Origin of the sequence: Lottiidibacillus patelloidae, assembly GCF_002262935.1 — a bacterium.
Taxonomy (GTDB): domain Bacteria; phylum Bacillota; class Bacilli; order Bacillales; family SA5d-4; genus Lottiidibacillus; species Lottiidibacillus patelloidae.
In genome coordinates this window covers 172,521-188,577 of the sequence record NZ_NPIA01000001.1, presented here as the reverse complement: position 1 = coordinate 188,577, position 16,057 = coordinate 172,521, and the positions used below count along the sequence as shown (strand labels likewise).

The window sequence follows — 16,057 nt, the reverse complement described above, 5'->3', positions numbered from 1 at the left end:
ACCTTTATATGTTTGAATCTATTTTTTTCGATAATCGCTTTTCTAACTGTTTACCTGCAATCCATAAAAGAAAGATTACCGCTAATATTACCATTAATTGAATTGGGTTATGGATAAGTGAAAATATATCATGACCGATGTAAGAAACAATAAAAACCATTACCATCTTTCCTAAAAAAACAGCTAATGCATACTGGTAAAATTTCATACGAGAGATACCTGCTACAACATTGATAAAGGCACTAGGTGAAAAGGGAAAGCATTGGATAATGAATAACGGCCCAAAGCCGTGGCGATCAATCCAATTCGTAACAGGCTTCACCCTTTTATGATTTTGAAAATATTGAATGATTTTAATATGTTGAAATTTTCGGATGACGACAAATACGACGATTGAGCCTAAAAATGCACCAATCCAAGAAAATAAAAAGCCCCACCATAAACCGTAAGCTGCTGCATTACCTGCAATAAATATAAAAATTGGTAGTACTGGGAAGATTGATTCTAAAAATGGCAACAAGATTCCGGGTAAAGGACCTAAATCTCTATAGTTTTCTAAAAATGCTCGAATATTTTCTTCTGTAAAGAATGCTTTAAAAGTCTCTAAGTCCATATGTAATTCCTACTTTATAATAAAATTTGTATTATTTTTCCTACTCTTACTTTAATGTTTCATAATGTAAAATACAAGGTCAACAAGGATTCCTTTTTAAATTATCATCATAAATTATTGTAAATTAAAAAGCCGAAAACCTAATGATTAGGACTTCGACTTTTCTATTTTACGTTATAAAATTTGGCTTTCTTTGCTTTAACTTACCTTCTTCAAGCTCGATTTCTTTTCCATTACGGAAATCAATGAAAGGCATTGCTTCATTAAACCAACTTTCTGGAGCTTCATGTCCCCAAAATGTTTGTCTTCGCGGATCATTTAAATCCCAACGGATCGGTTTAAAGTCTGGATCAGAAGTTAAGTAATCACCATTATATAGTTCAATTCGATTGCCATCTGGGTCACGGATATATAAAAAGAAAGCATTTGATAATCCATGGCGACCAGGTCCCCGCTCAATATTTGCAGCATAACCACTTGCAGCCATTACATCACACGTATGGATGATGCTCATCGGGTCAGACAGCCAATAAGCAACATGGTGTAGTCTCGGACCTAAACCATTCATAAACGCATGGTCATGAACTGTAGGCTTACGGAAAAGCCATGCTGCCCAAATGTCTTCCTCTTCAGTCGCTGTATATTCTGAACAACGGAAACCGAGTTCCTTAATGTAAAAGTCATATGCCTTTTGTACATCGGGAACACTGCAGTTCACATGATCAATCCGTTGGACACGTGCGCCTTTATATAAATCATAGCGCTGTAACATCCGCTCTGCTTCTTCCATTTCAAAAAAGAATGACAAAGGAATACCGGAAGGATCAATAACTTGTAAAGTCCTCCCAATTGATCGAATGTGCTCTTTTTCCAGCCAGCGTACAGGTAATTTCTTTTCTTCAAATAACGATTGCAGCATATATAAATCTTTCTCTTTTTCTACTTTATAAAAAATACTATGAACACCTGGCTTCTCCGCTTTTTTCAAAACGAGACTATGATGTACACGCTCTTCTAGCCCTCGTAAATAGATATGTTCACTGTCAGACTCTGTTTCTATAAAACCTAGGGTATCTACATAAAAATGTCTAGCTTTCTGTAAATCTGTGACATTCATGATGACGCTAGCAACGCGAATGATATTAAACTTCTCCACTAGCAATTCCCCCTACTATACACTTGCTGTATCTTTCGTTCGTTGTAAAAACTCACTGATCATTTCTTTGTACGGATCTTTATCATACGCATCATAATAGACATTGGACATGCGAACAGGATCGCCAAAGAAGTAATACTCATATAACGCTTGACGACTTCCAAAAGCACTCATTGTCACATCCCATGCTAGGCGGAAAAGTTGAATTTTTTCGTAGCCATCGATATTAGCTCCTTGCATATAACGATGTACGAGATGCCCAATTTCTTCACTATCAAAGTCGGCTTGTGTCGGGATTCCCATCAGTCCCGATGCTCCCAAAATTTTAACAATCTCAACTAATCGTTGATACATTTTCGGATACCAGTTACGCGCAGCATTTAATGGCGCAAAATCTGGAGTCATATTGCCATATTGATCCATTTTTGCATTATGTTCAGCTCTGAAAAAATGCGACTTCATCGTTTCTAAAATAACCATAATTTCCGATGCTTTTTCTTTTACGTGCTGGAATTTTTCAATGCCGATTGCATCAATCATACTTAAAACGATTCCAAGGATAAATTCAGTTTTTGCTGTATTTTTGGCAATAACTTGGTGAGCCATATGGATGACAGCATTCGTTTCACCATACGTGCGATTACAAATAGAAGCATCTTCACAAACGAAAACGCGCTCCCAAGGAACAAATACATCGTCAAAAACGACGATTGCATCTCCTTCTTCAAAACGTGCACCTAATGGGTGATCGAATGTACCTTTTCCGTAGTCAAATGACTCACGGCTAATAAATTTTAATCCTGGTGTATTATTCGGAATTCCGAATGCCATTGAGTATGGGTCATCTTTACTTGAAGATTTATTCAATGTTGAGGGGAAGACGACAATTTCATCAGTAATTCCTCCTTGAGTAGCTAGAAGGCGACAACCAGATACGTAAATACCATCATTGTCTTTTTTCGTAATTTTTGCTGATAAATGCGGGTCTTTTTGTTCTGCTTGAGTTTTTGAACGGTTAACTTGCGGGTGAATCAAAGTGTGAGTTAAACTAATATCATTTTCTCGACAATACTCATAATAGTCTGCAGCATTTTTGGCATACATCGGATCACTCTGAGCGAAAAAGGATGACGCTGTTCCGAATGCCATAACACTCGTATTTAAGTAATCTGGCGTGCGGCCCATCATCCCACCATTAAATCGAGACCATTCCATCATCATTTCACGACGGCGAATGAGGTCTTCCTTCGTTTTCGGAGCAATAAATGATAAACCAACTTTATCCCCCGTTGAAGGTGACGTGTATAACATTTTATCTTCTTTTTCATGTTGCAAATCATATAAGTTAGCCATCGACTTGACGACATTTTTAAAAGCTTTATGCTCGGTTATATCGTCAACTTTTTTTCCATCAATCCAAACTTCACTTTTTCTTTTTTTTAGTCCTTCGATGTATTCTTTTCCGGTACGTGCGCCCAATTACATCACCCCTCTTTAGACATTTGCTGAAGCTTCTTTTTTCCAAACTGCGGAATTTTTACATCTGCAACTGCTACATGGATGACTTGCATTTCTGTATAAAATTCAAAACCATAATGGCCACCTTCACGGCCAATCCCACTATATTTCGCTCCACCAAACGGCGTGCGTAAATCTCGAACATTTTGCGAATTAACCCAAATCATCCCTGCTTCAACTTGGCTTGCAATGCGATGTCCACGCTGGATATCTTGCGTCCATACATACCCCGCTAATCCATATTTGACATCGTTAGCCATTCTTATCACTTCTTCCTCATTTTTAAAGGTAATAATGGATAAGACTGGTCCAAAAATTTCTTCTTGAGCAACTGTCATCTCATTTTTCACATTTAATAAGAGCGTAGGAGGAACAAAATTACCTTTCTCACACCCCTTAGGTAGTAAAGGCGAAACAATTTCAGCACCTTCTTGCTCGGCAATGGTCAAATACTTTTGAACATTATTTAGATGTTCTTTATGAATTAATGGTCCTAATTCTGTCTCATTATCGAGCGGGTTACCAATCGTAATATTCTCCACTCTTTCCTTCAGAGCATCGATAAATTTATCTTTAATTCCTTCTTGTAGGAAGAGACGAGAGTTTGCTGTACATCGCTCTCCGTTAAATGAGAATATGCCCCAAATACATGCATCGACGGCACGTTCAAAGTTCGCATCATCAAAAACAATAATTGGAGACTTCCCACCAAGTTCCATTGAAAAACGTTTCATCGTGTCAGCGCCATTTTTCATAATTTCAGAACCTGTTTTTGTTTCACCAGTAAAAGATATCATTTGCACATCTTCGTGGGCCACTAGTGCTGCTCCAGCGATTTCACCAAATCCGTGCACGACATTGAAAACCCCTTTTGGTAAACCAACATCATTAATAATTTCTGCCAGCTTATTTGCAGTTAAAGGTGACCACTCGGCTGGTTTTAAAATACATGTGTTTCCTGTAGCTAAAGCAGGGGCGATTTTCCAAGTTTCTAGCATAAATGGTGCATTCCACGGTGTTATTAATCCAGCTACCCCGACTGGTTTATGAAGCGTATAATTAATGAACTCATCATCAACTTTATACGCTTCGCCAACCATGCGATTTTTGACCATTTCGCAATAAAAACGAAAATTCTCTGCCGCACGCTTTGCCATTTTACGAGTTTGCTTGATAGGTAGGCCTGTGTCTACTGATTCAAGAAATGCAATTTCTTCAGCATTTTCTTCAATTTTTATGGCAATCTCATATAAATACTTTAAACGATCATTTAGCTTTAACGAGCGCCAAGGTCCATTTTCAAAAGCTTCTTTTGCTGCTTTTACCGCAAGATTAATATCTTCTTCTGCCCCTTCATGGACATGGTTAATAATTTCATTCGTGTAAGGGTTCATATTTTCAAAAGTTCTACCGAGGCTACTAGAAACAAATTCACCATTAATATAATTGTAGATTTCCTTTTGAATGAAAGTCATTAGCGTGTTCCTCCGATAGCTTCACTTTTTTCTGTTCCTTTTTTCGTTCTGCCATCAACAATACGATTTTCAAGCGCTCCAATTCCGTCTATTTCTAATCGCATTGTATCGCCAGGGTGGACGTGGGAAATTCCTTTTGGCGTACCTGTTAAAATCATATCTCCAGGTTGGAGTGTCATAAATGAACTGATAAACTCTATTAAGTCAGGAATTGTATAAATTAAATCTTTTGTATTGCCTTGCTGGCGAAGCTCGCCATTAACATAGCTTCGTAGTTCAACATTATTAATATCCGCAATGTCTTCTTTATCGACGAGATATGGTCCCATTGGTCCAAACGTATCATGTCCTTTTGCTCGCACTGGTGGACGATAGTAGTTATTAACAAAATCGCGAACCGTTACATCATTTGCAATAGTAAATCCAGATACATAATCCATCGCTTCACTATGTTTTATATTTTTTCCTTCTCTCCCAATAACGACTGCAAGTTCATTTTCATAGTGCATATATGTTGCTCCATCAGGGTAAAAAACAGGCGCTTTATGACCAACTAAAGAAGAATTCGGCTTAATAAATAGGACTGGTTCTTTCGGCTTTTCAAGTCCTAATTCTTCAGCATGGTCAGCGTAATTTAATGCTAAGCCAATCATTTTGTTAGGATTTAGTGGTGGTAGCCAAACTTGCACGTCATTTGTAGAGTAAACTTTTCCACCTGCATTAATTAGTTGATCGTCTTTTACCGTTACTTGTTGTTCACGACCTTCAATAATCACTCTCGCTTTTTTCATTTATAACTCCACCTTTTCAGAAAGTAAGCCGTAGCCTTTTAATACTTCAGCAATTTCCTCTTGCAGTCCCTTTGCTGGTAAATCCATTGGTAATCTTAACTTTGGATGGACACGATTCAACATTCCTAATGCAGCTTTTAATGGAGCTGGGTTAGTATCTTTGAAAAGTACATCATTTAACGGCATTAACTCATAATGCAGTTCTTGCGCACGAGCAACATTTCCAGCAGCCCATGCATCATAAACTTCAGCAACCTTACCTGGATATACGTTTGCAGTGGCACTAATATAGCCAGCTCCACCAATTGCTAGCATTGGGAAACATAATAATTCAATCCCTGAGAATAGGAGAAAATCTTTGCCGCAATGTAATAACACACGATTGACGTGCTCAAAATCTTTGTTTGACTCTTTTACACCGATAATGTTTTCACAATCATTATTTAATTTAGCAAGCGTTTTGACATGTAAATTCGTCGCCGTTCGCCCAGGAATGTTGTAGATAATGATTGGTAGACTAGTAGAGTCTGCCACAGCTTTAAAATGTTTATACAATGCTTCTTGGTTTGGCTTATTGTAATAAGGAACAATAACCATTGCGCCGTCAGCACCTAATTCTTCTGCACGTTTCGTTAAGTAAAGTGTTTCCGCATGATTTGTTGACCCAGTTCCAGGAATAACTGGAACTCTTCCTGCAACAGTTTTAATCGCTGTTTCCATTACTTTTACACGTTCTTCTACCGTTAATGAACTCGGTTCACCTGTCGTTCCAGTAACAGAAATTCCGTGACTTCCTTCTGCAATATGCCATTCAATTAATTGCTCCAACGCTTTATAATCAATTTCATCATTCTCTTTAAATGGTGTAATAATTGGTGCTATTGAACCTTTAAATTTAACTTTTGCTTCCTCGATACTCATAACCATCATTTCATTCCCCCATTTTACAATTTTCATCATTAAACGACTGAATATTCGGAAAACTTAATTTAAAAAAATATCCCCCTTTACCCTTTTCTATCATCAAAAGATTTTACAGTGTTCATTTTGTGCTCTCTGACAAATTGCTCAATTTCAAATGGCGTTGCTTTTCTTTCAAGCATAGATATTATTTCTTCATGCTCTGAAATTGATTGCTTTGCACGTGTTGGAACAAATGTTGCGCCCATTCGTCTAATCGAATCAATTCTATTCCATGTTTGTTTAATATTTTCCACTAGGAATTTGTTGTCACAATACTGAATGCTTGTTGCGTGGAAGTCTCTATTCAATTTACCAAACGACAAAAAATCAAATGACTCTAAAGAACGAACCATATTCTGATTAATTGTTCTCAATTCGTCAATTGCTTTTTCTGTCATAAAGTTTGAGGCTAGTGCTGTCGCATACCCTTCTAAAACTGCTAATACCGATAGCGTTTCGATATATTCGTTTTCATTTATTGGGGTAACTATTGCACCAGAGTAAGGCTTAAATTGAATTAGACCATCTGCTTCAAGCTGACGTATTGCTTCTCTAATTGGAATAGCGCTTGCCTTAAATTCTTTTGCTAATTGATCGATAACGATGCGGTAACCAGGTGAGTATGTTCCATCTAAGATGCGTGTGCGGATTTTTTGATAGGCTGCTTGTTGCTTGCTCTGTTTTTGAGGTTTGTTCTTCATATGTATATCATATATAAAATCATATATGATTTCAAACAAAAAAAAATTACTTGTCCTATTTCTTACCACTATTATCGCAACTAGCAATAAACTATACAACAGGGTTATTTTTATATATTATCAGTAGTTTTGTCGAAAACTAGTAAAAAAGAAACTGGAATAATAGAAATATAATAATGACCACCACAAAGAAAGCTGCTAACCATTTAATAAAGACAATTGTTAGTGAAAAAAACAAAAACAGTGCAATTAAAAATAGAAATCCAAATAATACGAAAATCCATCCTTTATGCATTTCTCCCCCTCCTTTTCCTTACTACTATATTATGGGAAATCTATTGCATAGGTTCGCCTTTTTTACTAGATTTACAACTGCGTTTTGTCTTTTGAAGCAAATGCAATATAATATAGGTAAAAAAGAATGGGTGTGGAAGTTAATGGCAAAAGAAGCGTCTTTTGATATTGTTTCGAAAGTAGAATTTCCAGAAGTGAAAAATGCAGTAAACATTGCTCTAAAAGAAATAACAACACGATATGACTTTAAAGGAAGTAAAAGTGATATTACGCTAAAGGATGAAGAACTAGTTTTATTATCTGATGATGAATATAAGCTTCAACAATTAACCGATGTATTGCTTTCTAAGTTAATAAAACGAGATGTTCCTATTAAAAATTTGGACTATGGAAAAGTCGAAGCTGCATCAGGTGGTACTGTTCGCCAAGTAGTTAAATTAGTTTCTGGAATTGATAAAGATAATGCTAAGATTATTAACAATACAATTAAAAATCTAAAGTTAAAAGTCAAGAGCCAAATTCAAGATGACCAAGTTCGTGTGACTGGCAAAAGTCGCGATGACTTACAACAAGTAATTGCAGCCATTAAAGCTGAAGATTTACCAATCGAAGTACAATTTATTAATTTCCGTTAATCAACAAAAACCCGCTTGCGCGGGTTTTACTTTTGATAAAATTTATATTGGTTTCTTCCATTTTCTTTTGCTTCATACAAAGCTGCATCCGCATGTTTTTTTACTGTTTTCCCCCGCCCTGTCGAACTTAAGGCAATACCAATACTTAGGGAAATTACAATTTCATTTCTTTCAACAAGTAATTTTTCTTCACTCTCTTTTAAAATGTTTTTTGCAATATTTTTAGCTTCGTTAGCGCTTTCAACTTCTAATACTATTGCAAATTCATCCCCACCAATACGGGCAACGGTTCCGTTTCCTTTTACGTTATTTTGTAATATTTCCGCTATCTTTTTTAGCAATACATCGCCAACACTATGACCATATTGATCATTAACTTGTTTAAAATGATCAACATCTAACAATAATACCGCTGCTTGATTAATACCATTTCCTTTTTTTACTCCATCAAGGCATGATTCTAAAGTATCCTCAAACACTTTTCGGTTAGCAAGACCTGTTAAATAATCTTCATACGCTAATTTTCTTAATTTTTCTTCCGCTTTTTTCCGATCAGTGATATCCCGTGTAATTGATAAAATATAGGTTTTTTTCTCTAATTCATCATAATAAACTGTCAGTTTTGATTCACCATAAAATTGCTTGTTTTTTGAAATTACATAATCCTCAAATACGTATGCCTCACCTTGCAAATATGCGTTCGTGTAATGACCATTTAGTACTTCAGCAATATTTTTTGGCAGAACTTCTTCTAATACTTTCCCTAAAAACTCTTTATTATTAAGATCAGCGTGCTCCATTGCAACCTCGTTAGCTGCAACATATTTAAAACGTTTCCCATCGACAACTTCCATTATAAATACCATGTCCGAAAGACTATGAAATATTTTTTTATATAGGCGGTCGAGAAAATTATTTTCCATTAGTAAAACTCCCCCAAATAAGTTAAGCATGTTTATAGCTTAACATACCCGCCATCTTGTTTTACAAAACAATGCAAAAACAGATTTTATTGCGAGTTATTTCTGAACGATTCTAAAAATATAAGTCGTTCAAGCATGGTTGGATGTGTATATCGCAACCACTTCACAACTGTCGGTGGGTTAACATCACTTAAACCTGCTTTTGTTAACGCTTGGAAAGATCCGATCGCTGCATCTGGGTCTTTCGTCATTTCAATTGCAAATCGATCTGCTTCTAGTTCATGATACCTTGAGATAACATTTGAAACTGGAGTTGATACAAATGTTAACAATGAAAATATTAATAGTAAGGCCGGGATAATAGCGAAACTAGCCTGACTATGTATTTTTAGATTTTCTCCCCATTTGTTCAATGACCACTGCAGGAGACGATTACTTACATATAAGCCAAAAAATGTTGAGGCAATAGATCCTAGTAATGAAAGAAGTAGATGATTTTTGACGTAATGTCCAATTTCATGGGCCATAATAAACAGCACTTCATCTTTCTCTAACTTTTCGAGAGTTGTATCCCATAAGACTATTCGCAAATTACTGCCAATCCCCGTAACATAAGCATTCATTGCATTCGTTTTTTCTGACATATTTACTTCATATACACGCTCTGCAGGAATACCTGCCTCGTTTGCTAACTCTAAAATTTCGCTTTGCAGTTCTTTATTTTGCAGTTCATAAAAATCATTAAATAATGGAGCAATAATGACAGGTTGAAAATACATAAAAAATACCGTAAAAGGAATTGATAAAAGCCACGTGTAAACCCACCACTTCTGTTTTGCCTTTTTCAATAAGAAAACAATCGTAGCAATAACTATTGTCATTACGATTAGATTAACTAAAAAAGTAATAGCGACATCTTTAAACCAACTAGCCATGGATTGTGTGGCAACTCCATAAGCGACACTTACTTTGTAACTATAAATATCAATTGGTAAGTAGATAATTCGAACGAACAAGGAAATAAAAAAAACAAATATTGCTGTTTGCACAATAAAGAATTTTCGTTTTTTTGCCCATTTTTCAAATGCATTAGATAAGCCAAAAATTAATATCGCTAAATAAGCCCCCCATTCAAGTGGAATACGCAAAAAATAAATAATATTTTTAATTTGCGAAAACTCTTGGCTTAGCTCTAATTCCCTATCTGTCATAAATAACTCTGGATCTGCTGCCGAACCTTTGTACACAACTGGTAAAGAAGAGTCTGAGCCGTAAAAAATATATATACTTACTGCAAGTCCATAAACGAAATAACACGAAAGAAGAATCACCAAAAATTTCTTCAACTTTTTTCCCCCTATAACATTTTCCTTTTTTATAGTTTAGGCTAATCCATATATTTTAGAACGAAAAAACCAGACATTTTTGTCTGGTTTATAAAGCGTCAGCTAACGTTTTTACAGTTTGTAATCTCTCATGCGTTACATCAACATCTGCTGCTTGAATTAGGAGGGCATTCATTCCGAGTTCAAGGGCTGGAGCAATTTCATTTATAAAATTATCACCGATTGAAACAGCTTGCTCTGGTGTTACCTTATATTTAGATAATAATTCATTTAAAAATGTTGTCGTTTTCGTCGGCTTCATTGCAGAAGTAATCACGTCGTCAAAGATTCCATCTAAATCAAGTTCTTTTAGAAGTCTGCCTACATCTTCAGCATCACTATTTGTCATTAAGACGATTTGCTTCTTTTCTTTAAGCTTTTCTAACCCTTGTTTTAATCCAGGCGTTTTCGTTAATTGAAATTGGTCAGTGACCATATATTCTTTTGTTTGGAGGTAGCTATTGTATGTATCTTCAACTCCAAAGTGTTTTGCACATACAAAAGGTAGCCACCAGCCATCTCCTATAGCAATCATCTTTTCAAAATCAAAGGTAAGTTTTCCTGCATATGTATTTGCTACTTTATTTTGCTCCCATTTGGTCCCATTCCAATCTGTTACTTCAACTACTTTTAAAGTGAGTGGGTCTAATGTAAGAACACTATCGCGTTCTACATCGTATGCCTTACCAATAGCAACGGCATGGTTTCCTTCTTTCATTTGTTCATATTCTTTTGTAAAATGCTCCTGCATCTCTATAGGTAATTGTTCCTTTAATAACTTTCCATAATAATCAAAGTGGCTAGTATCTTCATATAACGTTCCATCTAAATCAAAAATATATAATTCATAATCATTGTAAAAATCCACGTTTACTGTCACTCCTTAAGATTCTCTTTCTCATAATAAATAATATAACTCATTTTGGAAATATTACATAACAGGTTGATTTCACTATACTTATTACACTACATTTACAACAAGGTAACAATACTTTACAAATAAATTAATTAATTTTTAAAAAAGTATAGCCAATTTATCAGAAATCATAGATAATAGAATTTGACAATTGAATACAAAAAACTACAATTTATTTTGGAGGGAAAAGAATGAAGAAATTACTTGCTCTACTTTTATCTGTAGTAATGATCGCATCTCTAGCTGCTTGTGGTGGCACTGAGGAACAGGTTGACACAATCGATTCAATCGGTGAAATTGTAATGGGATTTGTACCTTCTCAAGATGCTGCTGAGATTGCTAGTACTGTAGAACCTCTACGTGCTGAACTTGAAAAGCAATTAGGTGTACCTGTTAAAGCTGAAGTTGTAACCGATTACAATGCATTATCTGAAGGATTAAAATCAAAGAAAATTGACATTGGTTTCTTACCTCCTTTCGGATATGTTAAAGCTGAAGAGCGTGCTAACATTACAGTTATTTTAAAAGCTGTTCGTTTTGGTGCTTCTTCTTATAGAGCACAGTACAATGTTCCTGCTGACTCTGACATTCAATCAATTGAAGACTTAGTAAACACTTCTGGTTTAGTTTGGGCTTACGGAGATAACTCTTCTACTTCAGGTTTCTTATTCCCTGCTAACCAATTAATGTCTATGGGTGTAGAAAACTTAGACGACCACTTTACGCAAACAACTGCTGGTGGACATGATAACGCTATCGTAGCATTATTAACTGGTACTGCTGACTTTGCTACAACTTACGAAGATGCACGTACTCGTGTTGAAGAAGATTATCCAGATGTAATGGATAAGGTTCGTGTTATTGGATACTCTGACCCAATTCCAAATGACGGAATTGTAGTCCGTGAAGGTCTTTCTGATGAATTAATTGCATCAATTAAAACTGCTTTCTTAAGCTTCAATGATAACGAAGAAATGGTACAAGTTCTTAAAGATGTTTATAACTGGACTGGTATTGCTGAAGCATCACCAGCTGACTATGACATCGTTCGTGAAACTTACAAAATTTTCAAAGACTCAATCAACGAGTAATATTATATTCTAAGCAATTTAATAAAAGGGGAGAAGTGAAAACTTCTCCCTTTTCATTCATTTAAAAAAGAGGGGTAAAACATGATTGAATTCAACAATGTCTCACTAACTTATCCAAACGGTCATCAAGGACTTAAAAATGTAAACTTAAAATTTAATGATGGCGAATTTATTGTTGTTGTCGGACTTTCTGGTGCGGGTAAATCAACATTAATTCGTAGTATTAACCAACTTGTGAAACCAACCGAAGGTGAATTACTCATCGACGGAGAAGATACATTAAAATTTAATGAAAAGAAAATGCGCAAATTGCGTACAAAAATCGGGATGATCTTCCAAAATTACAACTTAGTAAAACGTTCTACTGTACTTAAGAATGTTTTAACTGGGCGTTTAGGTCATATTGGAACGTTTCGCAGTATGTTTAACTTATTTCCACAATCCGACGTTCGATTAGCGATGGAAAGTTTAAACCGTGTTGGAATTGCTGAAAAAGCTTATGTTCGTTCTGATCAATTAAGTGGTGGACAACAGCAACGTGTTAGTATTGCGCGTGCGTTAACTCAACAACCAAAAGTAATCCTAGCGGACGAGCCTGTTGCAAGTCTTGACCCACCAACATCACACATTGTTATGAAAGACTTAAAACGTATTAACCGTGAAGATAACATAACTACTATTGTTAACTTACACTTTATTGACATGGCAATGGAATATGCAGATCGTATTATTGGTATGAGAGCTGGTGAGGTTGTCTTTGACGGACCTGCAAGCGAAGTTACTGAAAAGACGTTCGAAGAAATTTATGGACGTCCTATTAAAGAAGATGACCTTCGTGGAAACTTGGAGGATGAAGAAGAAAACACATCTACTGATACAGGAGTGGAGAAGTAATGGCAAAATCTAAAACTACTCCAAAGAAAATACCTATAACATCAAAGAAATCCAAGCAAATTATGACATTAATATTTACAATTATCGTAGGTATTTATGCCTATTCAGCATATTTTACTGAATTAAGCATTTACGAAATTGTTACTGGTATGCCATATGCAATTGATTTCTTTAAAAATGACTTATTCCCACCTAACTGGAGTTACTGGGATAAAGTAATTGGGAAGTTAGTTGAAACTTGGAACATTGCCTTAATTTCTACTACTCTTGCAGTCATTTTCTGTTTACCATTTGCTTTTTTAGCAGCTTCAAATATAAATACAAATAAATATTTATACACTGGAGTTCGCTTTTTCTTAAACATATTACGTACAATTCCCGAACTAATCTTAGCTGTAGTATTAGTAGGTATTGTTGGACTTGGTCCAATTTCCGGTATTGGTGCATTATTTATTTTCTCTTTAGGGATTTTAGCTAAATTAATTAGTGAAACGGTAGAATCAGTAGACCCTGGTCCACTGGAAGCTATCCGTGCAACTGGTGGAAATGTCTTTCAGGTTATTTGGTTCGGAGTAATGCCTCAAATTCTACCACATTATTCTTCATACTCATTGTATGTATTAGAAATTAATGTACGAGCTTCCGTTGTTCTCGGTCTAGTAGGTGCTGGTGGTATCGGTCATATCCTAAAGAAAAACTTAGACTTCAATGAATTTGGAAATGTATCGATGATTATCCTTATGACTTTCGCTGCTGTAGTAATCATCGACACGATCAGTGCTAGCATAAGGGAGAGATTGTTATAATGGATAAGCAACAAGATTATTTATATATGAAAGATCCTAATCGAAAAAAATATTGGATAAAGTTCTTTCTTGTTACAGCAATTTTAGCTGTACTTTACTTTATCGCTTTTAAATATACAGATATCTCTTATAAAAGTAATGACAATACGATCGGATCTATGTTTAAACGATTATTTTGGGATCCTTTCTTCATAGAAGAGGTTCGTGCAGAATTACCATATATCATTGAAAAAATGGTAGAAACAATCTTTATCGCATATGCAGGTACATTAATCGCTGCTCTTTTAGCTGTTCCTTTTGCATTTTTAGCTGCAAAAAATATGAGTGGTAAATTTTCTTCTACTGGTAAATTTATCTTAAATGCAATCCGTGCATTCCCGGAAATTATTTTAGCAATTATCTTTGTTGGTTCGTTTGGACTAGGTCCAATTGCAGGTATTATGGCTATCGGAATACACTCAATTGGAATGCTAGGTAAATTATACTCAGAAGTTATCGAATCAATTGATATGAGTGTTGTTGAAGCGTTAGAAGCATCTGGAGCTAACAAATTACAAACGATTTGGCATGGCGTTATTCCTCAAGTAATTCCTGAATGTTCGTCTTATGCGATCTATCGATTTGAAATTGATGTTCGTGCATCTTCAGTACTAGGTATCGTAGGTGCTGGTGGTATCGGTGCACCATTAATTATAGCGGCACAGATGAGAGACTGGGAATTAGTTGGAATGATTTTAATTGTAATTATCGTTGTTGTTACAATCATTGACTTCCTAAGTGCTTACCTTCGTAAGAAAATTGTATAATTTAAAAATAACCCTTAATTGTTGGCGAAAACAATCGAGGGTTATTTTTTATTTGGTCTTCAGTTTTAAATCAAATATAAGTAGCAACTAAGTACTCCAATAGTCAACAAAACAACGATTATGACGTCTAACCCCATAAAAGCTAGAAAAAGTGCGGTACAAGCCCCGATAATGCCAAAATATATATCTTCACTTACATTCAATATGCCAGGGAAGATAAGTGCCCCTAACATCGCATACGGTACATTACGCAAAATTCGCTTAACTAAAGGAGAGATTTTAATTTTATCCATAAACAAGAAAGGAAGCATTCGTGGTATATAAGTAACTACTGCCATTCCGGCAATGATTAGCATCGTATTACTCACTTTCAACCTCCCCTTTCCAGATCAATTCAATTAGAATAGCCGAAATAACTGTGGCTAATACTATTGCCCAGCCCATACTAATATATAAACTAAATAAGCTATTTAATATTGCCGCCCCTGTTGCCAAAGTTAAATATTTTACATTTTTACGAGCAGCTGGCACTAACAAGCCAATAAACATTGCAAATAAAGCTATCCCCATACTTTCTTGTAAAACTTCAGGTAAATTTGCTCCTATAATAAACCCTACACCGGTATTAATGACCCAACTCCCATAAGAAATAGTAATAAGACCGAACATAAATCCGTTACTAACTCTGTTTTTTTGTGTCATTGCTACAGTAAAAGTTTCATCAGTTATGCCAAAAGAGTAGAAAAGCTTTGAAATAAGAGGGTCTTTCGATGATTTTTCATTGATGGACATCCCCATTAACAAATGGCGTATGTTTACGATAAACGTAGTCAGAACGATTTCAAGTCCTGTTGTTCCAACAGCGATCATACTTAATGCTATGTATTGCGCAGCACCAGCAAAAACAAAAATACTCATTGAAATTGTTTCTAGAAAGTTTAATCCCGTCGACTTGCTTAATAAACCAAAAGTAATGGCAATCGGTAAATAGCCGATAGCAATACTAATTCCAGCTTTTATTCCCGTTAAGAAGGAACTATTTTGATTCATAGTTATTTGTGGAGAATGCACTATTTTTCCTCCCTTTATA

The 16,057-nt window shown here is 35.5% G+C and carries 18 protein-coding genes; 5 read left to right on the top strand and 13 right to left on the bottom strand.

All coding sequences use genetic code 11. From position 1 onward, the window contains the following. Nucleotides 1-4 precede the first annotated feature (4 nt). The 8 genes from CIB95_RS01105 to CIB95_RS16120 all read right to left on the bottom strand — a co-directional run bounded on the left by CIB95_RS01105 (nucleotide 5) and on the right by CIB95_RS16120 (nucleotide 7,512). Nucleotides 5-613, bottom strand: a complete 609-nt coding sequence (locus tag CIB95_RS01105) for a TVP38/TMEM64 family protein (RefSeq protein ID WP_094920699.1) — start codon at nucleotides 611-613, stop codon at nucleotides 5-7. A gap of 169 nt (nucleotides 614-782) precedes the next feature. Then, the gene (gene hpaD / locus CIB95_RS01100; RefSeq protein ID WP_269844933.1) at nucleotides 783-1,769 is read right to left on the bottom strand and encodes a 3,4-dihydroxyphenylacetate 2,3-dioxygenase; all 987 of its coding nucleotides are present in this window, start codon (nucleotides 1,767-1,769) and stop codon (nucleotides 783-785) included. Between the two features lie 15 nt (nucleotides 1,770-1,784). After that, on the bottom strand, nucleotides 1,785-3,248 hold the full coding sequence (gene hpaB, locus CIB95_RS01095) for a 4-hydroxyphenylacetate 3-monooxygenase, oxygenase component (RefSeq protein ID WP_094920697.1): 1,464 nt from the start codon (nucleotides 3,246-3,248) through the stop codon (nucleotides 1,785-1,787). A 5-nt stretch (nucleotides 3,249-3,253) separates the two neighbouring features. Continuing rightward, nucleotides 3,254-4,762 carry a 5-carboxymethyl-2-hydroxymuconate semialdehyde dehydrogenase gene (hpaE, locus tag CIB95_RS01090; RefSeq protein WP_094920695.1) on the bottom strand — a complete coding sequence of 503 codons (1,509 nt, stop codon included), beginning with the start codon at nucleotides 4,760-4,762 and terminating at the stop codon, nucleotides 3,254-3,256. After that, nucleotides 4,762-5,553: a fumarylacetoacetate hydrolase family protein gene (locus tag CIB95_RS01085; protein WP_094920692.1), complete on the bottom strand. Its 792-nt coding sequence runs from the start codon at nucleotides 5,551-5,553 to the stop codon at nucleotides 4,762-4,764. Before CIB95_RS01085 ends, hpaE begins: the two co-directional genes overlap by 1 nt. Beyond that, nucleotides 5,554-6,483, bottom strand: coding sequence for a 2,4-dihydroxyhept-2-ene-1,7-dioic acid aldolase (gene hpaI / locus CIB95_RS01080; RefSeq protein ID WP_094920690.1), 930 nt, complete (start codon nucleotides 6,481-6,483; stop codon nucleotides 5,554-5,556). It abuts the gene before it with no gap. A 77-nt stretch (nucleotides 6,484-6,560) separates the two neighbouring features. Then, a complete protein-coding gene (locus CIB95_RS01075) occupies nucleotides 6,561-7,217 on the bottom strand; it encodes a GntR family transcriptional regulator (protein ID WP_094922099.1) in 657 nt (218 codons plus the stop codon). 139 nt (nucleotides 7,218-7,356) lie between these two features. Then, nucleotides 7,357-7,512 carry a hypothetical protein gene (locus CIB95_RS16120; RefSeq protein WP_158217539.1) on the bottom strand — a complete coding sequence of 52 codons (156 nt, stop codon included), beginning with the start codon at nucleotides 7,510-7,512 and terminating at the stop codon, nucleotides 7,357-7,359. A 142-nt stretch (nucleotides 7,513-7,654) separates the two neighbouring features. On the opposite strand from CIB95_RS16120, the gene CIB95_RS01070 reads away from it, so the two are divergent. Beyond that, nucleotides 7,655-8,146: a YajQ family cyclic di-GMP-binding protein gene (locus CIB95_RS01070; RefSeq protein WP_094920687.1), complete on the top strand. Its 492-nt coding sequence runs from the start codon at nucleotides 7,655-7,657 to the stop codon at nucleotides 8,144-8,146. 26 nt (nucleotides 8,147-8,172) lie between these two features. Here CIB95_RS01070 and CIB95_RS01065 read toward each other — a convergent pair whose 3' ends face one another. The 3 genes from CIB95_RS01065 to CIB95_RS01055 form a co-directional block, all read right to left on the bottom strand. Then, nucleotides 8,173-9,069: a diguanylate cyclase domain-containing protein gene (locus CIB95_RS01065; RefSeq protein ID WP_158217538.1), complete on the bottom strand. Its 897-nt coding sequence runs from the start codon at nucleotides 9,067-9,069 to the stop codon at nucleotides 8,173-8,175. An 86-nt stretch (nucleotides 9,070-9,155) separates the two neighbouring features. After that, nucleotides 9,156-10,415 carry a M48 family metallopeptidase gene (locus CIB95_RS01060; RefSeq protein WP_094920682.1) on the bottom strand — a complete coding sequence of 420 codons (1,260 nt, stop codon included), beginning with the start codon at nucleotides 10,413-10,415 and terminating at the stop codon, nucleotides 9,156-9,158. Between the two features lie 88 nt (nucleotides 10,416-10,503). Next, complete coding sequence (locus CIB95_RS01055; protein ID WP_094920679.1) at nucleotides 10,504-11,322, bottom strand: HAD family hydrolase; 819 nt, start codon at nucleotides 11,320-11,322, stop codon at nucleotides 10,504-10,506. Between the two features lie 239 nt (nucleotides 11,323-11,561). On the opposite strand from CIB95_RS01055, the gene phnD reads away from it, so the two are divergent. The 4 genes from phnD to phnE (CIB95_RS01035) all read left to right on the top strand — a co-directional run bounded on the left by phnD (nucleotide 11,562) and on the right by phnE (CIB95_RS01035) (nucleotide 14,967). Continuing rightward, nucleotides 11,562-12,461: a phosphate/phosphite/phosphonate ABC transporter substrate-binding protein gene (gene phnD / locus CIB95_RS01050; protein ID WP_094920676.1), complete on the top strand. Its 900-nt coding sequence runs from the start codon at nucleotides 11,562-11,564 to the stop codon at nucleotides 12,459-12,461. 81 nt (nucleotides 12,462-12,542) lie between these two features. Next, nucleotides 12,543-13,355, top strand: a complete 813-nt coding sequence (gene phnC, locus CIB95_RS01045) for a phosphonate ABC transporter ATP-binding protein (RefSeq protein ID WP_094920674.1) — start codon at nucleotides 12,543-12,545, stop codon at nucleotides 13,353-13,355. Further along, nucleotides 13,355-14,161 carry a phosphonate ABC transporter, permease protein PhnE gene (phnE, locus tag CIB95_RS01040; protein WP_094920671.1) on the top strand — a complete coding sequence of 269 codons (807 nt, stop codon included), beginning with the start codon at nucleotides 13,355-13,357 and terminating at the stop codon, nucleotides 14,159-14,161. The genes phnC and phnE (CIB95_RS01040) overlap by 1 nt, the downstream gene beginning before the upstream one ends. Then, nucleotides 14,161-14,967, top strand: coding sequence for a phosphonate ABC transporter, permease protein PhnE (gene phnE / locus CIB95_RS01035; protein WP_094920668.1), 807 nt, complete (start codon nucleotides 14,161-14,163; stop codon nucleotides 14,965-14,967). Before phnE (CIB95_RS01040) ends, phnE (CIB95_RS01035) begins: the two co-directional genes overlap by 1 nt. Before the next feature lie 65 nt (nucleotides 14,968-15,032). Here the strand turns inward: phnE (CIB95_RS01035) and CIB95_RS01030 are convergent, their stop codons facing one another. Then, nucleotides 15,033-15,335 carry an AzlD domain-containing protein gene (locus CIB95_RS01030; RefSeq protein ID WP_198949141.1) on the bottom strand — a complete coding sequence of 101 codons (303 nt, stop codon included), beginning with the start codon at nucleotides 15,333-15,335 and terminating at the stop codon, nucleotides 15,033-15,035. Then, entirely contained in the window at nucleotides 15,328-16,017 is a 690-nt protein-coding gene (locus tag CIB95_RS01025; RefSeq protein WP_094922095.1) for an AzlC family ABC transporter permease, read from the bottom strand. Before CIB95_RS01025 ends, CIB95_RS01030 begins: the two co-directional genes overlap by 8 nt. Nucleotides 16,018-16,057 lie beyond the last annotated feature (40 nt).

Excerpts from the sequence above, each read along its gene's own strand:
- CIB95_RS16120 (WP_158217539.1), bottom strand. The coding sequence starts at position 7,512 with ATGCATAAAGGATGGATTTTCGTATTATTTGGATTTCTATTTTTAATT.
- CIB95_RS01070 (WP_094920687.1), top strand. The coding sequence starts at position 7,655 with ATGGCAAAAGAAGCGTCTTTTGATATTGTTTCGAAAGTAGAATTTCCA.
- CIB95_RS01085 (WP_094920692.1), bottom strand. The coding sequence starts at position 5,553 with ATGAAAAAAGCGAGAGTGATTATTGAAGGTCGTGAACAACAAGTAACG.
- CIB95_RS01065 (WP_158217538.1), bottom strand. The coding sequence starts at position 9,069 with ATGGAAAATAATTTTCTCGACCGCCTATATAAAAAAATATTTCATAGT.
- phnC (WP_094920674.1), top strand. The coding sequence starts at position 12,543 with ATGATTGAATTCAACAATGTCTCACTAACTTATCCAAACGGTCATCAA.
- phnE (WP_094920668.1), top strand. The coding sequence starts at position 14,161 with ATGGATAAGCAACAAGATTATTTATATATGAAAGATCCTAATCGAAAA.
- CIB95_RS01025 (WP_094922095.1), bottom strand. The coding sequence starts at position 16,017 with ATGAATCAAAATAGTTCCTTCTTAACGGGAATAAAAGCTGGAATTAGT.
- phnD (WP_094920676.1), top strand. The coding sequence starts at position 11,562 with ATGAAGAAATTACTTGCTCTACTTTTATCTGTAGTAATGATCGCATCT.
- hpaI (WP_094920690.1), bottom strand. The coding sequence starts at position 6,483 with ATGATGGTTATGAGTATCGAGGAAGCAAAAGTTAAATTTAAAGGTTCA.
- hpaE (WP_094920695.1), bottom strand. The coding sequence starts at position 4,762 with ATGACTTTCATTCAAAAGGAAATCTACAATTATATTAATGGTGAATTT.
- phnE (WP_094920671.1), top strand. The coding sequence starts at position 13,355 with ATGGCAAAATCTAAAACTACTCCAAAGAAAATACCTATAACATCAAAG.
- CIB95_RS01075 (WP_094922099.1), bottom strand. The coding sequence starts at position 7,217 with ATGAAGAACAAACCTCAAAAACAGAGCAAGCAACAAGCAGCCTATCAA.
- CIB95_RS01105 (WP_094920699.1), bottom strand. The coding sequence starts at position 613 with ATGGACTTAGAGACTTTTAAAGCATTCTTTACAGAAGAAAATATTCGA.